This is a genomic window from Marivirga harenae (assembly GCF_030534335.1).
GTDB lineage: Bacteria > Bacteroidota > Bacteroidia > Cytophagales > Cyclobacteriaceae > Marivirga > Marivirga harenae.
Genome location: NZ_CP130565.1, coordinates 872,371 through 892,812, shown reverse-complemented (window position 1 = coordinate 892,812; position 20,442 = coordinate 872,371). Strand labels below are relative to the sequence as shown.

Genomic DNA, 20,442 nt, shown 5'->3' with positions numbered 1-20,442 from the left:
TATCAAAATGCTCCAAAATTCACTCCTAAACCCAGAAAATATAGCGATCATAGGTGCGTCTGAAAATCAATCGAAGCCAGGAGGCAAAGTGATTTTTAATTTGATTTCAGGAGGATTTAAGGGAAAAATATATGGGGTAAATCCTAAAGTGATTTCAATTGAAGGAGTAGAACATATAGCCAAAGTAGACCTACTGCCAAAAGTAGATTTAGCCATTCTTAGTATTCCGGCTGCTTTATGTGTTGAAACGGTGAACACTTTGGCACAAGCTGGAACCAAAGGGTTTATTATATATTCTGCAGGATTTGCAGAAGCTGGAGAAACAGGGATCAAACTGGAAAACCAGCTGATAGCAATTGCTGAAAAATTTAATGCGCAGATAATCGGGCCAAACTGCATTGGAATAATAAACGGAAATTATAAAGGAGTATTCACGACACCAGTTCCTGATTACAACGCAGATGGGTGTGAACTAATTTCAAGCTCAGGAGCTACAGCCGTTTTCATAATGGAAGCAGCCCATGCAGTGGGCTTAAACTTTTCCAATATCTATTCCATAGGAAATGCTGGACAAACTGGTGTAGAGGAAATATTAGAACATATGGATACTACTTATGACCCTGAGAGAAGTCCTAAAGTAAAATTACTCTATTTAGAAAACATTAAGAATCCATTCAAATTCTTAAAACATGCCTCTTCTTTGGTTCGCAAAGGCTGTCATCTCGCAGCTATCAAATCTGGCTATTCTGAAGCTGGAAGTAGGGCAGCCTCTTCTCATACGGGTGCCATTGCGACTTCTGACACCTTAATTCGTGCATTGTTTAAAAAAGCGGCCATTGTATATTGTAACAGTAGGGAGGAATTAATAAATGTTGCTGCAGTATGGCAAGAAAATAAGGCTATAGGAAAAAATATTGCTATTATAACTCATGCAGGAGGCTCTGCCGTAATGCTTACCGATGTGTTAAGTGTTAATGGAGTCAATGTGCCACCCATAGATGAGGATAAAGGCAAAGTTTTGTTGGAAAAGCTTCATCCTGGGTCTTCTGTATCAAACCCCATTGATTTTTTAGCGACTGGAACAGCAGATCAGTTAGCTGAAATTATTGATTTCTGCGATGAGTTGGAAGAAATTGATGCAATGGTAGTGGTCTTTGGCAGCCCAGGTCTTTTTAATGTTCGAGATGTATATGAAGTTTTACATCAAAAATTACAGAGCTGTAAAAAGGCTATTTTCCCTGTTTTGCCTTCCTTGGTTAATGCAGGTAAGGAAATTCAAGAATTTATAGATAAGGGTCATGTAAACTTTCCAGATGAGGTGGTTTTAGGTAAGGCTTTAGCGAGCGCTGCAAATCTTGATGTTCCGGCTTATGGAAAATATGACTTGGCTGAAATGGATTACAGTAAAATCCGAGATATTATAGTGGAGTCAAAATCCGGATATTTGGATACTAATATTGTTCGTGAACTATTAACGGCAGCTGGGATTGAGATGGTGAAAGAACGGGAATTTTACGATGAAAAAAGTTTAGCAGCAGTCAATAAATCCATGGAGTTTCCTTTGGTCATGAAAGTTTTAGGACCAATTCATAAAACAGATGTTGGAGGAGTTAGCTTGAATATCAATTCTCAGGAATTTCTGAAAAAGGAATTTAATCGAATGATGAAAATATCAGGTGCTAAAGGCGTGCTCATTCAGGAAATGAAAAAAGGGGAAGAGTTTTTTGCAGGCGCTGTTAAGAAAGGAAATTTTGGGCACTTGATTCTTTGTGGAATGGGTGGAATATATGTAGAAATTATAAAAGATGTAGCCAACGGCCTGGCTCCATTGAGCAAAAGAGAGGCAGAAAAAATGATTCAGTCTTTAAAGACTTATCCTATTATTCAAGGGTATAGAGGTAAACCAGGAATAAATGAAGCAGCCTTTGCAGATGTTATTGTCCGACTAGCTTCATTGGTCCATTTGGCTCCTGAAATCGAAGAAATAGATATGAATCCGTTGATTGGAAATGAAAGAGAGCTCGTAGTCGTAGATGCTCGAATCAGACTTTCGTAAAATATAATTGAACAGCAGCCCTGCTATGGACTGAATTATTTCTTACTAGGGCTGTTGTCTTTTATAGCGTTAAATCTTAAATCCCTAAATCCACTCTATCACTCCAAATTTCGTAGATAGGATCACCTTTGCTACTTTTTCCGCGGTGGTGCCATTCTCCATCTTTCAATTCATAATTAAAAACTAGCTCAGCACCTACTCTATTGCTGTCTCTGGAAAAGAATTTTATGATTTCAGTGTATTGACCATCATTCGTTGTGTAGTTTCCGCCTCCAGTCCCCCGAAAATCTCCAGTTTCACTATTATAAGCTATCCATTGAAAATATGTACCAGACAAGATCTTCATAGTTTTTCTCGCCCCAGGTGTCATAGTATTCATTTCTCCGTTACGTTCTCTTCCGGTAATGACCCAAGCATCTGCTAAATCTCCTGGTTTATTGTTATCTGTTCTTTTCCAAGTTAGACCTCCAATTTCTAGCTTTTTCCCTTTTAAAGCATACTCCAATTTTTCTGTTTGACCTACTTTGTCTTTGTTATCAGTATGAAATTCGTAATGAAGTTGGATTTGATTATTATCGGTGAGATTCCAACTTCCTCCATAAGTGTATTTGAATTCATTTCCTTTATAAAAGGTAACGGCAAAATGCTTTTCAGCCATGATCCATTGGCCTGTTAAACCATCTTCTGTAGTGATGTGCCAACCACCACTTAAATTCACCGAATCTTGCGAGTTGAATGCAGTCATTAAAAAGACTGAAATTCCTAGTATTAAAGTTTTCATAGCTACAAATATTTACTTTTTTTTAAAAATCATTGTTCACTTCTATCCAATAACCATTAGGGTCTTGAAAGTAGATTTGTTGAACTCCATCTACTCTATTAGTAATTTTCCCACTTTCACCAGGCCAATTTTCAAAAGGCACTTTTTCAGCTTTTAAATTTTCTATAAAACCCTCCATGTCTTCTATGCTAAAACACAAATGGTTGTTTTTATTGATGGTGGGTTCTTCCCATTCTCCTTCAATTAAGTGCAATTGTGAACTGCCTAATTTGTACCAGATGTGCAAGCCATCTTTAAATGGCTCTTCAATTTCTTCGAGTCCAATAATGTCCGAATAGAAGGATTTACTGTCAGCCAAATCTTCCACATAAACTGCTATGTGGTTTAATTTGACCTGGGCTTGGGATAAATGGAAAGTGACAAGAAAAAATGCGCCTAGAATAAATGATTTCATTTTGATTTATTTTTTAATTTTCACCTTAATACAATTATACCTTTTCAGGTAGATTTCCATGGTAAAATCACATTTATCGCATTATTTTTATGTAGCGCATAAATGCAAAAATAAAGTAGATCTATCAAATTTAGCATTTTTAAACGTATAGTAAAATTCATTCAAGACGGTTGCCTATCGGATGTCTTTACAATTTAGGAAAATCAAAGGCCTATGTCCAAATTAAAAAAATAAAATAATTCAAGCCTTAGCGCTTGCTACTGCTTTTCTAACTGAACCATATTTTAATAATAGCTTTTTTGCAGTATCAAATTCAATATCAAGCTCTTGCATGATCATCTTCGTTCCTCTTTCTACTAATTTGTCATTGCTTAGTTGCATATCCACCATTTTATTGCCTTTCACATGTCCTAATTGGATCATGGCGGTAGTAGAGATCATATTTAGCACCATTTTCTGGGCAGTGCCAGCCTTCATTCTGGTGCTTCCTGTAATAAACTCTGGGCCAACAGGAACTTCAATTGGGAAATCAGATCCTTCGACAATTTCCGAGTTGGGATTACAAGTAATGCAGGCAGTTGTAATGCCATTTAAAAGGGCTTTTTTCAATCCGCCAATTACGTAGGGAGTCCTTCCAGAAGCCGCTATACCGATCAGGAAATCCTTTTCAGAGATATTAAATTCTTGCAGATCTCTCCAAGCCTGGTCTGTGTCGTCTTCAGCAAATTCTACGGCCTTACGAATAGCATTATCCCCACCAGCAATAATACCGATCACTTTATCATGATTGACACCAAAGGTAGGCGGGCATTCAGAGGCATCTAAAATCCCTAATCTACCACTAGTCCCAGCCCCAATATAAAATAATCTACCCCCAGCTTTCATTTTTTGGACAATTACTTCCAATGCTTTTTGAATCTCAGGTAGCGCTTTTTGCACTGATAAAGCTACCGTTTGATCTTCTTGGTTTATGCCTTGTAGCAGTTCTTTAATAGAAAGCTTTTCTAGACTATTAAAATTGGATTCTGATTCTGTAATACTCATTAATGCTGATTTTTATGATAAAGTGTTAAGCCAGCGATTGGATTTTCCATGAAATTCCCTGCTTGTAAATTATTCCTTGATAGCACCATTCTCATGATGGAATTGGCATTAAAAGCTACTCCGCCAATGAAATGAATGGGCAATTTTTCATAGTTCTTAAATTTCAAAACTGATTTCTCCAAAAATAATTGAAAAGCATTGGATATCAACTCAAAAAAGAAACGCTCCCTTTGATGGGCCAATGCAAACTGAAAAAATTGAGCTAAAAACCTGTTTGGGTAGGGCTTATGATAAATTTGTTCTAAAGTAAACTCCAAATTGATATCAGGATATGTGATTTTGAATTTCTTCGCCAGTTCATGTGGCATTTCATCCTCTAAATACGCTTTAAGCGTTGTTTTTCCAATGTAATTGCCGCTACCCTCATCTCCTAAAACATAGCCAAATGATACCATTCTATCTTGAATATCAATTCCGTCAAACTGGCATGCGTTTGCTCCAGTGCCTAATATACAGGAGATACCGGGATCTTTTCCACAACTTGCCCTGGCCGCAGCCAACATATCATCTTCCACATATATTGAGTCACAGTTGAAAAAGTCTGAGAAAACTGAATTTATTTTTTCTTTATTTTCAGCGTTCCCGCAACCGGCTCCGTAGAAATAGATGTCTTTTATGGTTGGAAAATCAATTCCGTCAAAATCCTCCTTTAAACATTTCAGAAGCTCTTTTCCACTGATTAAATAAGGATTAATACCGCGTGTTTTCAACTGTTCGATGGAATTATCTTCATATAATAGACGCCAATCTGTCTTGCTCGAACCACTATCTGCTATCAGCTTCATTAATCTTTATAATTATTTTACCGTGTAAATTTAACTTGAACTGAAATTTATATAACTTAGGAATCAATTAATAGGTAAAGTTGTGAAAAAAAGTAAACTGTTAGGGCTTTTGGGACTAGATAAAATTATAGAATCATTACAAAAATTGCTAGAAGTACGAATAGCAATGATAAGAGAGGAGATTGAAGAAACGGTGGCGGAAAAATTAGCCAAAATTTTACCAATTTTACTTGTGGTTTCTACCATGACTTTGTTAGTCCTATTTGCAAGTTTGACCTTGGCATTTTATTTAGCAGAGATTTTGGATAGTTATGTGGCCGGCTTCGGTATCGTAGCATTATTTTACTTCTTGTTAACCTTAGTATTCTATTTTCTTAAGGATAGCAAAGCAGTACAAGAAAGATTTAGAAAAGAAGTCAATAGACCCGTCAAAGAAGATTAGTTTTAATTTATTAAATTCAAGATTCATGAGTAATCAAGAAAAGCTTTTAGAGAAAAGTAAAAAATACGAACAAGACTTATCAGAGCAATTAAGTGAGTATTCAGGAAAGGCCCAAAAATTCGGTAAGAATGCTTTAATGATTGCTGGGGGAGTATTTTTGGCTTATCAGGCAGTAAAATTGATAACAGGTAGTAAGAGAAGTCGAGACTCAAAAGTTTATAAAGAAGTCCACGAAGATGAAGCGGACTATGAAGATTCTCCACGTATTATTATCAGAAGAGAGGAAAGCCAAAGTGGAATATTAGATGCACTAAAAGCAGAAGTAGGAGGGATATTAGTTGCCATAGCAAGAGACAAAATTTTAGAATTCTTAAGTCAGTTGGAAAATAAAAAAGCTAATGATCAAGAAAGAGAAGCTTAATAGACTGATTAATCATGAAGTAAACGGACAAAAGTGCTTTGCTTTATTAATTGACCCAGATAAAGTAAGTGATCGAGCCTCTTTACAACGATTGGTCAACATGGCGATAGAAAATGAAGTGGATTTTTTCTTCGTAGGAGGAAGCTTAATCGTATCTGATTCTTTAAGCAGTTGTATTTCTGATATTAAATCTGCTACCGATATACCTGTAATTCTATTCCCAGGCAATAATCAATACATTGATTTACAATCGGATGCGATTCTGTATTTGTCTTTGATATCAGGTCGAAATCCAGATCTATTAATTGGGCAGCATGTTTTATCAGCGCCAATTCTGAAAAGAAGTAATATGGAAGTTTGGCCAACAGGCTATATGCTAATTGATGGTGGCAATAGAACTTCTGTATCGTACATGAGCAATACTAATCCAATTCCTTATGACAAGCATGATATTGCAGTAAGCACTGCCATAGCAGGGGAATTGCTAGGGCTTCAACTGATTTATATGGACGCTGGAAGCGGAGCCGATAAGATGATTAGCGAAAAGATGATCGCTTCCGTAAAACGATCAATTGAAGTCCCATTAATTATTGGTGGTGGTATTAATTCCGTATCTAAAGCAAAAAACGCCTGGAAGTCTGGCGCTGATGTTGTAGTTGTGGGTAATGCCATAGAGCAAAACCCACAATTATTAATAGAAATGACTGAAGCCAAACTTTTGCTAAATAGGCAATTACATAGAATCTAAAAAGGCGCTATGTTTTGCCTATGAGGCTCTCTAGTTAAACATTCATTAGAGATTCTCTTCTTCTCATTTTTCCTGCTGGAATTCCGAACATCATTTTGAATCTTCGGCAGAAGTACGCAGTATCTTTATAGCCCACTTCATGTCCGATGTCCCTTATACTCTTTTTAGAAGTTCGTAATAAGGTAACTGCTTCTTCCATTCGTTGGTACTCAATATAGTCTTGTGGATTAATTCCGGTCAACATTTTGAAATATTGTCCTACGTAATCTTCAGATACGTTAGCCACCTCGGCTAATTTTTTATTGGATAAATCACCACCCAAATGCTCGTTTATATAATTAAATATATCAATTAAACGAGGGTCCTTGAAGTATGTACTGTTTGTTGCAAGCTGCTCAACAAATAATTTATTACGAACAATATGTCTAAATAATTCGACCAATAAGTGTTCTGTCAAGACCTTTACCATTCGGTCAGCTCCAGGCTCTTCGGTGTTTAATTCCTTAAAAACACTGTCATGCAAAGACTTAATTGTATCGTTGCTAAAGATGAATGGAGGTATATCAAGAGAGGCAAAAAAGTTTACAGAATCAAAAACTTTAGCTTCAAATGAAATGTAGCTAAAACTATCGCCACCTTCAACTTTCAATTCATCATAAGTTATTGGAGTAAAATATTCTGATTTGCCTGTAATGAACTTATCGTTAGTAATCGATTCGATTTGGCTTCCCCCTGCCATAAGTGATTTGATGTACTTTTCCACCGGGAATAAAAGCAAAATCACCTTCCTTTGCCAATAATTTCTCTTCTCCTAACAGCACTTCTCCTTTGTTGACCCAAACAACTTTATTCTCTACTTCATAGAGGTTGTTAACGGTTACAGGCTTTTGAATTTTAATATTCTTTGCTTTAACGAATTTAACGCCTAAAGACTCAATGATTTTGTTGTAATCTTCCATTTTCTTGTTTTATGAATGGATTAACTATAAAAAGTAAAAGTATCTAATTGATTAATTGTATAAATCTAATGAATAATAGCTTTATATCAAAACAAATAAAAAACGCACAACCTAGTTTCTGATGTAAGGTTGTGCGTATTAACGAGTAAATTATTGAATTATTTTAAGATTGAGCCTCAAATAGAAGACTTACCTTAATATAAACTTTCCTTTATTTCAATATATTTCTTGAGATCACGATTTTCTGAATTTCAGATGTACCTTCATAGATTTGAGTGATTTTAGCATCTCTCATTAATCGCTCTACATGATATTCTTTCACGAAACCATAGCCACCATGCACCTGAACAGCTTCTACTGTGGTATCCATAGCCACCTGTGAAGCATATAACTTAGCCATAGCACTTGCCTGAGAAAAATCTTGCTTTTGATCTTTCAACCATGCTGCTTTTAAGCAAAGCAAACGTGCAGTCTCTATTTGAGTAGCCATATCAGCTAGTTTGAAAGCAATTGCTTGGTGTTGGCTGATTTCTTTACCAAAAGCTTTTCTTTCTTTAGAGTATTTCAGAGCCAATTCATACGCTCCTGAAGCAATCCCCAAGGCTTGAGCAGCAATCCCAATTCTTCCTCCATTCAAAGTAGCCATCGCAAAGTTAAATCCAAAACCATCTTCACCAATCCTATTTTCTTTTGGCACTTTCATGTCTTGGAACATCAAAGAGTGTGTATCAGAACCTCTAATACCTAATTTCTCTTCTTTCTTCCCAACTACAAAACCTTCAGTTTCTCTTTCAACGATTAGAGCATTGATTCCTTTATGACCTTTCTCTTTATCAGTTTGAGCAATTACCAAGTAAACTGAAGCGCTGTTTCCGTTGGTAATCCAGTTTTTAGTTCCATTTACCAGATAATGATCACCTTTATCTTCTGCAGTAGTTCTTTGGGAAGTTGCATCAGAACCTGCTTCTGGTTCTGAAAGACAAAAAGCTCCAATAATTTCGCCAGTAGCTAATCTTTTTAGATACTTTTCTTTTTGTTCCTCGGTACCGAATTTTTCTATGCCCCAACATACCAACGAATTGTTGACCGACATGGCCACTGAAGCAGAGCTATCAATTTTAGAAATTTCTTCCATGGCTAGCACATAGGATACAGTATCCATTCCGCCGCCATTGTATTTAGGATCCACCATCATTCCCATGAATCCTAATTCTCCCATTTTTTTAATCTGCTCTGCAGGGAATTTTTCGTGAGTATCCCTTTCGATTACTCCAGGTAATAAGTCGTTTTGTGCAAAATCTCTTGCAGCTGCTTGAACGGCTAACTGCTCTTCCGTGAGTTGAAAATCCATCTATAAATTATTTTTTAGTCGTTTCTGTGCAAAAACAGAATGTTCATGCAAAAGTTTTGCAAATATAGGAAAAATCCATTTAATCTCGGCTACCTAGAAACATCATCACATAGTAAAGCAATGTAACTAATGAAGCAATTGCTGCTACCAAATAAGTTCTTGCTGCCCATTTCAATGAATCTTTGGCCATATCATGCTCCTGTGGGGTGGTCACGCCTGAAGTTGTCATCCAAGCTAAACCTCTTTTACTTGCATCATACTCTACCGGTAAAGTGATAAAAGCAAAAAGGGTAAAAACTGTATAGCATCCGATTATGACCATTAGTGCCATGTCAGAGCTTAAAAAACCATCCATAATAAACCCACCAAAAAGCATAGCAATAAATACGAAATTGATGATTTTAGCACTGACGTTTTGCAAAGGAACGAGTGCAGAACGCAATTCTAAGAAGGAATAAGCTTTGGCGTGCTGAACTGCATGACCGACCTCATGCGCAGCAACTGCAACTGCCGCGGCAGATCTATTATTATAGACATCAGCACTTAAGTTGACTGTTTTTTTGGCAGGGTTATAATGGTCTGTTAACTGCCCTTCTACCGACATTACTTTCACGTCATATATTCCGTTATCTTTCAACATCTTTTCTGCAGCTTCTCTGCCGGAAATACCTGAACTTAAAGCTATCTTAGAGTATTTTTTAAATTTGCTCTTCAAGCGAGATTGCACAGCATAACTGATGATGGCAAATCCGATTATTATTATAATGATCATTTTATTATTGGTTTATTTTATTGATAATATTGGTGGTTGAATATCCTTCCACCAAGTCGATAGTTTCTACGTTTCCACCGTTTTCCATTACGATATTGGCTCCTACAATGTTGCTTAAATTATAGTCGCTACCTTTCACTAAAACATCGGGTATAAGCAGTTTTATCAAGGATAAAGGGGTGTCATCAGAAAAAAATGTAACGGCATCTACGAAAGATAGAGCAGCAATTAATCTTGCCCTTGCTTTTTCATTATTGATTGGTCTATTTGGACCTTTGATTTTACTAACTGAAGTATCTGTATTTAAAGCCACAATCAATTTATCTCCCTTTGCTGCTGCTTTCTCTAAATAATCAACATGTCCTAAATGCAAAATATCAAAACAGCCATTAGTGAAAACTACTTTTTGATCTTTCCACTCTTTCCTTTTATTGGTTAAGGCGTCTAATGAATATATTTTATCAGCTGTCGGCATATTCTTGCTTTGAATTTCTTTTTGGTATGATCATACTAATAAATATTGATAAAGATCCTACCGTCATGATGGCAATTGAATTGGTAGTATGTAGCAAAAATGCAAAAATTATTCCATCCTTTTCCGCTACACCATATAATAACAAGCCAGCACTAATCAAATAATGAAAAGCTCCAATTCCTCCTTGCACTGGAGTTGCCATTCCAATTCCACCTAGGACAAGCAGAATTAAACCTGCTGAAAGGCCCAGATGAGCCGTGGACTCCACACTAAAAAAGACAACATAGGTCATTAAGAAATAACAAATCCAAATTCCCAAAGTAGCTACCCAAAATAAAGTAGGACTTTTTAATCTTCTTACTGAGGTTATCCCTTCTACTAATTGTCTTAAAAAAGCAGTTAATTTATTGAAGTATTTATTCTTTCTGAGAGATGCTTGATTTCTTTTTAAAAGGATAAAAATAGTACTGGCTCCTATTAAAAAAAATATGCCTACCGCTAAGAGTGTCAGGAAGTTTTTTTCTAATCCATCGGCTTTATCCAAAAACAAATTTAAAAAGAAGTCATTTAATCTGCGGAACTCTATAGCTAATGTCAAGCCCATAATAATTAATAGGCAAATCATATCAAAAATCCTTTCAGTAACTACACTTCCAAAACCCTGACTCATAGACACATTGTCTGTTTTCTTGAGAACCCCGCATCGTGATACTTCTCCCATTCTAGGGACAACGAAATTGGCAAGGTAGCCCACCATAACGGCAACAAAAGTTCTTGAAGATTTTAGTTGATAACCCAAAGGCTCTAAAAGCATATTCCAGCGCCATGCTCTTAAAAAATGACTAAGCATTGCCAAACCTATAGAAGCATATATCCAATTAAGATTGGCTTTTCTAAAGCTAGCCATCATTTCACTGAAATCTACGTCTTTATAGAGATACCAAAATAAAGTAATGGCGACAGCTAAAGATATCGTATATTTAAGAAATGATTGAATTCCTTTTCTCAATGCTTAGGTAAGTTTATTATTCGCGTCAGGAAAGATTAAGGAAGGCTTGAAAGACTTTGCTTCTTCAAATTCCATCTGCGCGTACCCAATGATAATAATGATATCACCCACTTGCACTTTTCTTGCAGCAGGCCCATTTAAGCAGACCATACCAGAACCCCGCTCTCCCTTAATCACGTAAGTCTCCAATCGTTCACCATTGTTTATGTTCACAATTTGGACTTTTTCATTTTCAATAAGGTTAGAAGCTTCCATCAAATCCTCATCGATAGTGATGCTTCCGACATAATGCAATTCTGCTTGAGTAACCTTTACTCTGTGAATTTTTGATTTACAAACTTCAATTAACATACTATACTCTTCAAATTGGCTGCAAAGTTATGAAATTAAATAGAGCCTTATAGGAAATTACACAAGATATATTTGTTATGTTTAATAGCGAGATTGATAATCAGTGTCAATTAGTAAATTTTTGTAACAACCTGATTAGTCCCCAAACAGATAGATGTTATCTATTAATCTCACATTTCCTACAAAGCCTGCAATGCAAAGAACGGTATCTGCGGCTAAGTAGTTCTCTGATTTAGGAAGTAGGTCCTTGTCACTGACAATTTGAAAGTATTCCAATTGGGCTGTGTGGTTATGGAAAAGTGTTTCAACTTTTAATTTTGCTTCTTCTGCTGATTGATTATTTGTTAAAATATACTTGGCTTCGGTCAAGGCATTGAAGAATATTTTGGCTTCCTCTCTCTCTTGTTTACTTAATCTCTCATTTCTTGAGGACATGGCCAGTCCGTGAGGCTCTCGTTTAATAGGGACAGTAACAATTTCCAGATTGAAAAACAGTTCCCCAACCAGTTTTTTGATGATTGTCAATTGTTGTAAATCTTTTTGCCCAAAAAAAGCAAAGTTAGGCAATACTATATTAAAGAGTTTTGAAACAATTAGTGCGACTCCGCTAAAATGGTTAGGACGAAATTTTCCCTCCATCACTTTGTCTAATTTGCCAAAATCAAAATTAATGGTATTTTTCCCAGCATACATCACTTGATCAGAAGGGAGGAACAGAACATCGCAGCCATTTTGATCTAATAAATCTTTATCCGATTCAATATTTCTAGGGTATTTTTCTAAGTCGTCTGGATTATTGAATTGTGTGGGGTTTACATAAATACTACAAACTATTATATCAGCTCTTTTTTTTGCTTCAGCAACTAGGCTCAAATGTCCCTGGTGCAAGGCCCCCATAGTGGGAACAAATCCAACTGTTTTGTCTTCAGCCTTAAATTTTGATATAATAGCTTGAATTTCAGCAACTGAGCCCGTTGTTATCATAAAAAATGCGCTAAATTAGAAAGTTTTGGAACAAATCTAGCTGATTAATCAAAAAAATAATGGAAAGTGAGTATTTTTTTGTATTTTTGTGCTTCGTTTATGAATTAATCAAATCCAATAAGCATATGTCAAAGCTTCGAATTCTTTACGTAGCCAATGAAATCAATCCATTTTTAAAAACATCAGAAGTAGCAGAATTTGTACGAAAACTCCCTCAAGCCATGCAGGAAAGAGGCATGGAGATTCGTATTTTAGTGCCCCGCTTCGGACTAATTAACGAGCGGAAGAACAGATTACATGAGGTAGTACGCCTTTCAGGTATTAATATCTCAGTAGGAGAAGAAGAAAAGCCTTTAATTATTAAGGTTGCTTCAATTCCCAATGCTAAACTTCAGGTGTACTTTATAGATAATGAAGATTACTTCCAACGTAAATTTGTTTTTCATGATAAGGAGAATAAATTCTATCCAGACAATGATGAAAGAGCAATATTTTTCTGCAAGGGAGCGTTGGAAACAGTTAAGAAACTAGGCTGGGCGCCTGATATAGTGCATTGTAACGATTGGATGACCAGTTTGATTCCAATGTACTTAAAAACCACTTACAAAAATGATCCAATATTTAAGGATGCAAAATCTGTATTTACTGTGTATAATACAGAATTCTCTCATAAATTTGGGACAGATTTAGTGGACAAGGTAAAAATGCTCGATATAGACGACAGCATGTTGTCCAATCTAGAATCAGCCGATTATGAAGGGTTCATAAAAATCGGTGCAGAATATGCAGATGCAGTTATTAAAGCAGGTGATGAGTTTAAAGAAAACCTTGATGAATTATTTTCAACATTCGAAAAAGAAAAGAAAGTTGACACCATTGAAAAAGGAGAGGATTTTGAAGAATCCTATTTCAACCTATATACAGAATTGGCAGGCTAATAATGCTGTCAGATTATTAACAGGGCCAGCATTCCTGCTGGCCTTTTTTTTCGCCTCATGTGAAGAGCCTATAGAAGTAGAAGGGGATTTAGTGCCTGGAGGAAACAATACTGAAATACGGTTTGTGGAAATTCCTTTAGGCTTGAATCATGCTGCTTTTGATTCTTTGATTATCAGCACTAACGGAGTTACAGGCTCAAGAGGGCAGATTTTTGTTGGTCATCAAAGCAGTCCTGAAATCGGTGATTTTACAGCTGAGGCTTACTTCGGGGCGTTGCTGGACAATGATTTTATTCGGGATAGTTTGCCGGCTAATGCAACAGCTGTCGAGACTAGGCTCAAGTTAGGGTTCAATTATTTTTATGGGGATGAATTTAATCAAGCTCAAAATTTCATTGTATCTCAACTGAGAGACACTTTGATTGTCAGTGGAGAGTTGTACTCTATTTATGATGAAATCTCCATTGAAAATAAGGTTTCCTTAGATCAGGAAATAATTGTAAATCCAATAGACACTATTCCAGATTATGTTCAGTTAAGCAATACTTTGGGAAATGATATCCTGAATAGAGTTAGAGATGAAGATCTGAACTCGGTTGGTATTTACAATGCCTTAAGAGGATTTAAGATTGAAGTTGAAGGTGGAGTAAATAATTTACAAGCGATTAGTTTGGCAAGTGGAGAATCATTTATTGAGGTAATATACAGTGCTCCTAGTTTGGATACATTAAAAAGTGTAAAATTTGATATATCAGGTTCTAGTTTTACTCATGTTGATTTCGATCCTGGATCATTAATTCCATCAACTTATTCAGGAAATAAATCCTTTGATTTGCTGGATCCTTCAAAAGCCTATTTTAACAATTTAATGGGGATATCACCAAGAGTAAAGTTAAATGGCTACTTAAATTTTATCGATACGGTAGAGTTTCTGCAAATTAATAAGGCAGAATTGGTGATAAATAGTAATGACTTTAGTACCGCTGATGATGAATCCTCGCAAATTAGGCCTGCTGGAAATATCATTCCATATATATTGGATAGAGATGGCAACATAGTAAAAAAGGGGGAAGATTTTTGGGCGCTCCAATCAAATTTTACAACCAACGGTGCTCCCGCTGATCCCAATCAAGCTAGCTCGCCAGTAGTTCTGACATATGATGATAATAAGAAAGAAATTAAAGCAGATTTAAGTTTTTTTCTACAAGAAATTTATAATAACCCTGATTTATGGAATGAAGAGTATGATTTTCTGTTTACTGGACAATTTATCAGAAGAAATCAAACACCATTTAATGAGGTGCCAAAAATCAATCTTGGCAACTTTGATAATTTCTTAGTTGACAAGGAAAATATAAAATTGAAGATATATTATACCACTTTTAAATAGATTACAATATGTGTGGAATTGTAGCATATGTAGGTCATCAGAATGCATCTGAGATTATCATTAAAGGATTAAAAAGATTAGAATATAGAGGCTATGACAGTGCTGGCATTGCACTTATGAATGATGGCCTGAAAGTTTATAAAAAACAGGGTAAAGTATCTGAATTAGAATCTTTCTTGAAAGATAAAGATACAAAAAGCACTATTGGAATGGGCCACACCAGGTGGGCTACTCATGGGGCTCCCAATGATGAAAATGCACATCCTCACTACTCTGAAAGTGGTGATTTAGCAATTATCCATAATGGGATTATTGAAAACTATTCTTCCTTAAAAAAGGAATTAGAGAATAAGGGCTACACTTTTAAAAGTGAAACTGATTCGGAGGTTTTTATTAATTTTATAGAAGATATTTATAAGAACAACGATGGTACATTAGAGGAAGCTGTTCGATTGGCTTTAACAAAAGTAATTGGCGCTTATGCCATAGTTATAATGTCCACCAATCATCCTGATCAATTAATTGCAGCTCGAAAAGGAAGTCCATTAGTAATTGGAGTAGGCAAAGACGAGTTTTTCCTAGCTTCAGATGCAACGCCCATAGTTGAATATACTAATGAAGTAATCTATGTGAATGATTATGAAATTGCCCTGATTAAGGATAAAAAAATAAGCATTCGCGACACCAAGGACGTAAAAATGACTCCATATATACAAAAAGTAGATATGGAATTAGAAGCTATCGAAAAGGGTGGTTTTGAACATTTTATGCTCAAGGAGATTTTTGAGCAGCCTAAATCAATTAAAGATTGTTTCAGAGGCCGATTAATTGCCAATGAAGCTAAATTGGTCTTAGGTGGTATCAGGGATTACTCAAATGCACTTATTAATGCAGAGAGAATTGTTATTGTAGCATGCGGGACTTCTTGGCACGCTGGCTTGGTAGCAGAATATATATTCGAAGAGTTCTGTAGAATTCCGGTGGAAGTAGAGTATGCCTCTGAATTCAGATATAGAAACCCAGTAATCCGTGAGGGGGATATTGTATTTGCAATTTCCCAATCTGGTGAAACAGCGGATACTTTGGCAGCCATGGAATTGGCAAAATCAAAAGGCGCTATTGTTTTGGGAGTTTGTAATGTTGTAGGTTCTTCAATCTCCAGAGTGTCACATGAAGGAGTTTATACTCATGCTGGACCTGAAATCGGTGTTGCTAGTACAAAAGCCTTTACTGCACAGCTTACAGTTTTAACAATGATTGCATTGAAAACAGCCCTCCTAAAAGGAACGATTGCTGAACAACGGTATAGAGAAGTATTGGTCGACCTTGAAAATATTCCAAATAAAGTAGAGAAAGCACTTAAAACTGACAAGCAAGTAGAGAAAATTGCCGGGATTTATAAGGATGCTCGCAATTTCCTATATCTAGGAAGAGGCTATAATTTCCCTGTTGCCTTGGAAGGGGCACTGAAACTGAAAGAGATTTCATACATTCATGCAGAGGGATACCCAGCTGCAGAAATGAAGCATGGGCCTATTGCTTTGATTGATGAAGAAATGCCAGTTGTTGTTATTGCAACTAGAGATAGTTCATACGATAAAATTGTATCCAATATTCAAGAAGTAAAAGCCAGAAAAGGAAAAGTTATAGCTGTTGTTTCTGAAGGTGACTCTTTAATTCCTGGTATGGTGGATCACACTATCGAAGTACCGGGAACCCATGAGGTATTAATGCCTATGGTTTCTACAATTCCGTTACAATTACTTTCTTACCATATTGCAGTTATGAGAGGATGTAATGTTGATCAGCCAAGGAACCTAGCTAAATCAGTGACTGTAGAGTAATAATTGCAGTAGATTATTTTAGATATTATTTTATAAGGAAAGCACAGAAGTTTATTTAAGTTTCTGTGCTTTCCTTTTTAAGCCATTGCGCATGACACCACTAAATAACCAGCAAAAGATTGCTCTATCTCTAATTTTGATATCAATAGTCCTGTTAATTCTTAATTTGTCAGTGAATCTAGATTATTCTGATATCGATATGTTCAATCTGGCTTTACCGATTTCCAATGTATTGTTAATAATCTCTGTGCTAATATTGCTATTCACCCAAAAATCTAAATAATAAGTGTTGGTTTAAGTTAATCCGGTTTTTAATCCGTAATGTGAACCTACTAGCCTATTATCATCAACACATCAAAACATAAACACTTATTTATTCCATCTCATTAATCCATTGCCTCACCAAAGCCAAGCCCTCTTTATGAACCATTTTCCTACCTAATTCAGGCATCATAGTTCCTGGGTCGCTTGATTCCATGCGGTAGGTAAGAATCGATTGGTCAGCATTTCCTTTTACAATATCATATTTCAATCCACCAGAGCCTTTGCCTGCGGCAATTGGCGTTTTGCCCACTCCCCAAGCAGCAGGATTATCAACTGAGGCCATTAAGTGCAAAGCTGAATTTTTGGCAGGACCTTCCGGTCGGTGACAATGCCCGCAATTAATTTCCAAATAGGCTCTGGCCCTATCGGCTAAAGGGTCAGATTCATTTTCATAATTGACTAATTTTGGTAATTTTCCCGTGGGTAAATTCGATAATAATCCATGAGCATGCCAATATTTCAATTGATTCATTTGTCCTTTTTCTGCATAGTCGAAATCTCCATTGAGCTGCCGGGCTGATGGTCCAATGGGCATGATTTTACCATCTTTTAAATGGCAACTTCTGCATTGGTTCATATTAGGAATGCTGTAATTGATTTTTTGAGTATTGCCATCATTATCTCTCCAACTTACGCTTTTGGTAGCTCCAGCTACTTCCAGAAAAGCATCGGTTTGCTCATCGTTCCAAACGTAGGGCAAAGCTTTCCAGCCTTTTTCCTCATGAATGAGTAATCTGGTCTCTAAAATTCTTTTATTGCCGTCAGGCTTCGAAAAATCGTTTGGGTAATAGAAATTCTTAATTAAAATACTGCCAACAGGGAATTCCATTACTTCAGTTGGATGGTATTCTGCGCTTTCACCTTTTGGGATTTGAAAAAAACGAGCTTTGTGAGCATAATCGGAAAAGAGTGCTGAGTTAAGTTGATAGGGATGTACATTTTCATGAGGGGATAAATCAGCTAGATCTCCTTTGAAAAAATTATAATCAGAGAGTTTTTCTTTCCCTAATTCTCTATTGGAAGTAAAGCTAAAAGAGGACGGAGAGCTTTGTTGAGTTTCTTGTTTTTGCCTTTCTTTAGTACTGCAGGAAAGCAGAAAGAATATACCTATTATAATATAGAGAGCGTTTTTCATTTTAATCACAAGCAAATTCATCTAAGTCTGTATTCATATTTTCCAAATCATTTGGAGCATCCAAATTGACAAAATGCACATCTTTTTGGTCAATGCATAATATATCTTTAGCAGTTTTTCCTTCTGCCATAAATCCATCAAATACGATATCGGGCGGATTAAAAGGGAATTTAAAATTAAATAACTTACCAAAATCATGCTGGAAAGTGGCAAACCATTTATCATTACGGATATTATTTTGCCTAATTTTTACTCCCCACGGGAAAGGGTTGTAATTTTCATCTAATTCATAATTGTTATTGACTCTTTGAGCAGAACCAGCTTGCTCTGCATCGGCTTCTTCGGTTTCTTCTTCACTGATTGCAGCAACTAGTTCATAGCTAACTACTGCCACTCCAACAGAACGATTGTCGATAATATCATTTCCGTAAATATCTACATTTCGGGTGGCCAGCACCATTATGCCTGTGCCAGGAGGTACTACACCCACAATATTTCCTTCAGGTGCGAAGTTGCGGTGGTTGTTTTCTTTTACTACATTTTTATAAACCTTTATGTCTTCTCCATACTGGGTTAATCCAGGTAAATCAAAGACTAATATTCCACCAGTGTTATTAATAGCGATATTCTCATATATCTCTACAAAATTAGAGTTCTCACTTTCTATGCCAGCTACATTTTGATAGGCTTCGTTATTTCGAATAATCACGGAATCAGACTGACCCACATAAATGCCTGCATCTGAAGAACCGATGGCAATGCAGTTTTCAATCAAAACGTTTTTGCAAAGCACAGGATAAATTGCATAAGCCCCATTTTTTTCACTTACTTTTCCAGTCCATTGTGCTTTCACTCTTCTTAAAGTGACACCGTCCGTATCGGTTATTTTTATATTATCCCCGGAAGCGTCTTCTATAGTGAAATCAACCAATGAAATATTTTTACAATCCGCAATCTTTATACCTTCTGCTCCTTCCTCTTGATTTTTAAAGGATAAGACAGTTTTATCAATCCCAGTCCCCTTGAAAACGATATTTGATTTGTCATCCAACAATAAGCTTTTGGTAAATTTAAAGTAGCCTTCGGGAATGTCTATTGTATCACTGTCATTAGCCATAATTAAGGCCGTTTGTAAATCTTTTTCAATGTTTTGCCATTGAGCGTTGCTTCTGTCTGCCACTTCCGGTTCGAAATCACAGCTTATTAACAAAAGAATAGGTAAAAAGTAGATCAGTTTTTTCATGTCAAAAAATTTCCATCAATATACAAAATCTTATGGATAGTGGATAAATTTTCCAGAATGCAAAATCTTCTAACTTTGTGTATTGTTTTTGATGGGATTTATTTGATTTGCAATCGATGGCAACGAACAGGGAACTATTAAGTGAAGAATTAAAAAAAAACATCATAACGAGAAAGTTAATGCATACCTAAAAAAGTGTTTAAATGAATTCTGATTTGGAAATAGAAGAAAACCTTGATTTGAAAAACTATTTATCTTCTTATCGCATTAATAAAACTTATCGAAACTATTTAAAACTGTAGCATGCACCATATTGAGCCTTACTATAACTGGCTAAAATATTATGACTCCTCAGAGGATGAACTATCCCCATTCTATGAGAAAGAATACAATTATGAACTTTTTACAGATACGATCTATGGATATTATATTGATCCAGCATGGGATGCTATCGGTTCAGAGACGCTTTACATCAAAATCCTGTATGCAAATTATGAGGTTGGAATAGCGGTAATAGAAATGATAGGCGAATGGAATGATACTTTGCATAATGATATTATGCATTTAAAGAGAAATATTATCGAGCATATGATTTTACAGGGGATTAATAAATTCATTCTGATTGGTGAAAATATCCTCAATTTTCATGGGTCGGATGATGAATATTATGAAGAATGGTTTGACGAAGTGGAGGATGGCTGGATCGTGGGAGTTAATTTCCGTGATTTTGTTTTAGAAGAATGGGAACAATTTAATGTGGATACCTACATCAATTGCGGTGGCCAGTTTGAGCATTTGAACTGGAGAACGCTAAAACCACAAGTATTTTGTGAAAGAGTGGAAGAGCATGTGATGCGAAGACTGGACTTTTGAATT

The 20,442-nt window shown here is 36.0% G+C and carries 21 protein-coding genes and 1 pseudogene; 8 read left to right on the top strand and 14 right to left on the bottom strand.

Features of this window, described 5'->3' with window-relative positions; genetic code table 11:
• Positions 1-7: 7 nt before the first annotated feature.
• Positions 8-2,056: an acetate--CoA ligase family protein gene (locus tag Q3Y49_RS03765; protein ID WP_303270909.1), complete on the top strand. Its 2,049-nt coding sequence runs from the start codon at positions 8-10 to the stop codon at positions 2,054-2,056.
• Positions 2,057-2,132: 76 nt separating this feature from the next.
• On the opposite strand, the gene Q3Y49_RS03760 is transcribed toward Q3Y49_RS03765, so the two are convergent.
• The 4 genes from Q3Y49_RS03760 to Q3Y49_RS03745 all read right to left on the bottom strand — a co-directional run bounded on the left by Q3Y49_RS03760 (position 2,133) and on the right by Q3Y49_RS03745 (position 5,180).
• Positions 2,133-2,837, bottom strand: coding sequence for a membrane or secreted protein (locus Q3Y49_RS03760; protein WP_303270908.1), 705 nt, complete (start codon positions 2,835-2,837; stop codon positions 2,133-2,135).
• Between the two features lie 22 nt (positions 2,838-2,859).
• The gene (locus Q3Y49_RS03755) at positions 2,860-3,291 is read right to left on the bottom strand and encodes a VOC family protein (protein WP_303270907.1); all 432 of its coding nucleotides are present in this window, start codon (positions 3,289-3,291) and stop codon (positions 2,860-2,862) included.
• Between the two features lie 240 nt (positions 3,292-3,531).
• Positions 3,532-4,335, bottom strand: a complete 804-nt coding sequence (murQ, locus tag Q3Y49_RS03750) for an N-acetylmuramic acid 6-phosphate etherase (protein WP_303270906.1) — start codon at positions 4,333-4,335, stop codon at positions 3,532-3,534.
• On the bottom strand, positions 4,335-5,180 hold the full coding sequence (locus Q3Y49_RS03745; protein WP_303270905.1) for an N-acetylglucosamine kinase: 846 nt from the start codon (positions 5,178-5,180) through the stop codon (positions 4,335-4,337). The genes murQ and Q3Y49_RS03745 overlap by 1 nt, the downstream gene beginning before the upstream one ends.
• Positions 5,181-5,262: 82 nt before the next feature.
• Here Q3Y49_RS03745 and Q3Y49_RS03740 point away from each other — a divergent pair, with 82 nt between their 5' ends.
• From Q3Y49_RS03740 to Q3Y49_RS03730, 3 genes are read left to right on the top strand one after another with little or no spacing between them, the layout of a single operon-like run.
• Positions 5,263-5,622 (top strand): phage holin family protein, encoded by a 360-nt coding sequence (locus Q3Y49_RS03740; protein WP_303270904.1) that lies wholly within the window; start codon positions 5,263-5,265, stop codon positions 5,620-5,622.
• Positions 5,623-5,647: 25 nt separating this feature from the next.
• Positions 5,648-6,043 (top strand): hypothetical protein, encoded by a 396-nt coding sequence (locus Q3Y49_RS03735; RefSeq protein WP_303270903.1) that lies wholly within the window; start codon positions 5,648-5,650, stop codon positions 6,041-6,043.
• The gene (locus tag Q3Y49_RS03730; protein ID WP_303270902.1) at positions 6,021-6,791 is read left to right on the top strand and encodes a phosphoglycerol geranylgeranyltransferase; all 771 of its coding nucleotides are present in this window, start codon (positions 6,021-6,023) and stop codon (positions 6,789-6,791) included. The genes Q3Y49_RS03735 and Q3Y49_RS03730 overlap by 23 nt, the downstream gene beginning before the upstream one ends.
• Before the next feature lie 34 nt (positions 6,792-6,825).
• Here the strand turns inward: Q3Y49_RS03730 and Q3Y49_RS18810 are convergent.
• From Q3Y49_RS18810 to panC, 8 genes and pseudogenes are all read right to left on the bottom strand, one after another.
• Positions 6,826-7,419, bottom strand: a pseudogene (locus tag Q3Y49_RS18810) (helix-turn-helix domain-containing protein); the annotation flags it as partial.
• A 76-nt stretch (positions 7,420-7,495) separates the two neighbouring features.
• On the bottom strand, positions 7,496-7,750 hold the full coding sequence (locus tag Q3Y49_RS18805; protein ID WP_437439977.1) for a cupin domain-containing protein: 255 nt from the start codon (positions 7,748-7,750) through the stop codon (positions 7,496-7,498).
• 211 nt (positions 7,751-7,961) lie between these two features.
• The gene (locus Q3Y49_RS03720) at positions 7,962-9,101 is read right to left on the bottom strand and encodes an acyl-CoA dehydrogenase (protein WP_085516232.1); all 1,140 of its coding nucleotides are present in this window, start codon (positions 9,099-9,101) and stop codon (positions 7,962-7,964) included.
• A gap of 79 nt (positions 9,102-9,180) precedes the next feature.
• Positions 9,181-9,873 carry a zinc metallopeptidase gene (locus Q3Y49_RS03715; RefSeq protein ID WP_303270901.1) on the bottom strand — a complete coding sequence of 231 codons (693 nt, stop codon included), beginning with the start codon at positions 9,871-9,873 and terminating at the stop codon, positions 9,181-9,183.
• Positions 9,874-9,877: 4 nt separating this feature from the next.
• A complete protein-coding gene (gene rfaE2 / locus Q3Y49_RS03710) occupies positions 9,878-10,348 on the bottom strand; it encodes a D-glycero-beta-D-manno-heptose 1-phosphate adenylyltransferase (protein WP_303270900.1) in 471 nt (156 codons plus the stop codon).
• A complete protein-coding gene (locus tag Q3Y49_RS03705; protein ID WP_303270899.1) occupies positions 10,335-11,357 on the bottom strand; it encodes a lysylphosphatidylglycerol synthase transmembrane domain-containing protein in 1,023 nt (340 codons plus the stop codon). The genes rfaE2 and Q3Y49_RS03705 overlap by 14 nt, the downstream gene beginning before the upstream one ends.
• A 3-nt stretch (positions 11,358-11,360) precedes the next feature.
• Positions 11,361-11,708, bottom strand: coding sequence for an aspartate 1-decarboxylase (panD, locus tag Q3Y49_RS03700; protein ID WP_303270898.1), 348 nt, complete (start codon positions 11,706-11,708; stop codon positions 11,361-11,363).
• A gap of 135 nt (positions 11,709-11,843) precedes the next feature.
• Positions 11,844-12,692, bottom strand: a complete 849-nt coding sequence (gene panC, locus Q3Y49_RS03695) for a pantoate--beta-alanine ligase (RefSeq protein WP_303270897.1) — start codon at positions 12,690-12,692, stop codon at positions 11,844-11,846.
• A gap of 125 nt (positions 12,693-12,817) precedes the next feature.
• On the opposite strand from panC, the gene Q3Y49_RS03690 reads away from it, so the two are divergent.
• From Q3Y49_RS03690 to glmS, 3 genes are read left to right on the top strand one after another with little or no spacing between them, the layout of a single operon-like run.
• The gene (locus Q3Y49_RS03690) at positions 12,818-13,630 is read left to right on the top strand and encodes a glycogen/starch synthase (RefSeq protein WP_303270896.1); all 813 of its coding nucleotides are present in this window, start codon (positions 12,818-12,820) and stop codon (positions 13,628-13,630) included.
• Entirely contained in the window at positions 13,587-15,020 is a 1,434-nt protein-coding gene (locus Q3Y49_RS03685; RefSeq protein WP_303270895.1) for a DUF4270 family protein, read from the top strand. The genes Q3Y49_RS03690 and Q3Y49_RS03685 overlap by 44 nt, the downstream gene beginning before the upstream one ends.
• A gap of 8 nt (positions 15,021-15,028) precedes the next feature.
• A complete protein-coding gene (glmS, locus tag Q3Y49_RS03680; protein WP_303270894.1) occupies positions 15,029-16,864 on the top strand; it encodes a glutamine--fructose-6-phosphate transaminase (isomerizing) in 1,836 nt (611 codons plus the stop codon).
• Positions 16,865-17,237: 373 nt separating this feature from the next.
• Here glmS and Q3Y49_RS03675 read toward each other — a convergent pair whose 3' ends face one another.
• Together Q3Y49_RS03675 and Q3Y49_RS03670 are read right to left on the bottom strand one after the other, a co-directional pair.
• A complete protein-coding gene (locus Q3Y49_RS03675) occupies positions 17,238-18,323 on the bottom strand; it encodes an SO2930 family diheme c-type cytochrome (protein ID WP_303270893.1) in 1,086 nt (361 codons plus the stop codon).
• 1 nt (position 18,324) lies between these two features.
• Positions 18,325-19,566, bottom strand: a complete 1,242-nt coding sequence (locus tag Q3Y49_RS03670; protein ID WP_303270892.1) for a parallel beta-helix domain-containing protein — start codon at positions 19,564-19,566, stop codon at positions 18,325-18,327.
• A gap of 303 nt (positions 19,567-19,869) precedes the next feature.
• Here Q3Y49_RS03670 and Q3Y49_RS03665 point away from each other — a divergent pair, with 303 nt between their 5' ends.
• Entirely contained in the window at positions 19,870-20,439 is a 570-nt protein-coding gene (locus Q3Y49_RS03665) for a hypothetical protein (protein WP_303270891.1), read from the top strand.
• The last annotated feature ends 3 nt before the right edge of the window (positions 20,440-20,442 follow it).

Coding starts and splice junctions, on each gene's coding strand:
- murQ (WP_303270906.1), bottom strand. CDS start 4,335: ATGAGTATTACAGAATCAGAATCCAATTTTAATAGTCTAGAAAAGCTT.
- Q3Y49_RS03760 (WP_303270908.1), bottom strand. CDS start 2,837: ATGAAAACTTTAATACTAGGAATTTCAGTCTTTTTAATGACTGCATTC.
- panC (WP_303270897.1), bottom strand. CDS start 12,692: ATGATAACAACGGGCTCAGTTGCTGAAATTCAAGCTATTATATCAAAA.
- Q3Y49_RS03745 (WP_303270905.1), bottom strand. CDS start 5,180: ATGAAGCTGATAGCAGATAGTGGTTCGAGCAAGACAGATTGGCGTCTA.
- panD (WP_303270898.1), bottom strand. CDS start 11,708: ATGTTAATTGAAGTTTGTAAATCAAAAATTCACAGAGTAAAGGTTACT.
- Q3Y49_RS03675 (WP_303270893.1), bottom strand. CDS start 18,323: ATGAAAAACGCTCTCTATATTATAATAGGTATATTCTTTCTGCTTTCC.
- rfaE2 (WP_303270900.1), bottom strand. CDS start 10,348: ATGCCGACAGCTGATAAAATATATTCATTAGACGCCTTAACCAATAAA.
- Q3Y49_RS03755 (WP_303270907.1), bottom strand. CDS start 3,291: ATGAAATCATTTATTCTAGGCGCATTTTTTCTTGTCACTTTCCATTTA.
- Q3Y49_RS18805 (WP_437439977.1), bottom strand. CDS start 7,750: ATGGAAGATTACAACAAAATCATTGAGTCTTTAGGCGTTAAATTCGTT.
- Q3Y49_RS03715 (WP_303270901.1), bottom strand. CDS start 9,873: ATGATCATTATAATAATAATCGGATTTGCCATCATCAGTTATGCTGTG.
- Q3Y49_RS03690 (WP_303270896.1), top strand. CDS start 12,818: ATGTCAAAGCTTCGAATTCTTTACGTAGCCAATGAAATCAATCCATTT.
- Q3Y49_RS03670 (WP_303270892.1), bottom strand. CDS start 19,566: ATGAAAAAACTGATCTACTTTTTACCTATTCTTTTGTTAATAAGCTGT.
- Q3Y49_RS03735 (WP_303270903.1), top strand. CDS start 5,648: ATGAGTAATCAAGAAAAGCTTTTAGAGAAAAGTAAAAAATACGAACAA.
- Q3Y49_RS03665 (WP_303270891.1), top strand. CDS start 19,870: ATGCACCATATTGAGCCTTACTATAACTGGCTAAAATATTATGACTCC.
- Q3Y49_RS03765 (WP_303270909.1), top strand. CDS start 8: ATGCTCCAAAATTCACTCCTAAACCCAGAAAATATAGCGATCATAGGT.
- Q3Y49_RS03730 (WP_303270902.1), top strand. CDS start 6,021: ATGATCAAGAAAGAGAAGCTTAATAGACTGATTAATCATGAAGTAAAC.
- glmS (WP_303270894.1), top strand. CDS start 15,029: ATGTGTGGAATTGTAGCATATGTAGGTCATCAGAATGCATCTGAGATT.
- Q3Y49_RS03720 (WP_085516232.1), bottom strand. CDS start 9,101: ATGGATTTTCAACTCACGGAAGAGCAGTTAGCCGTTCAAGCAGCTGCA.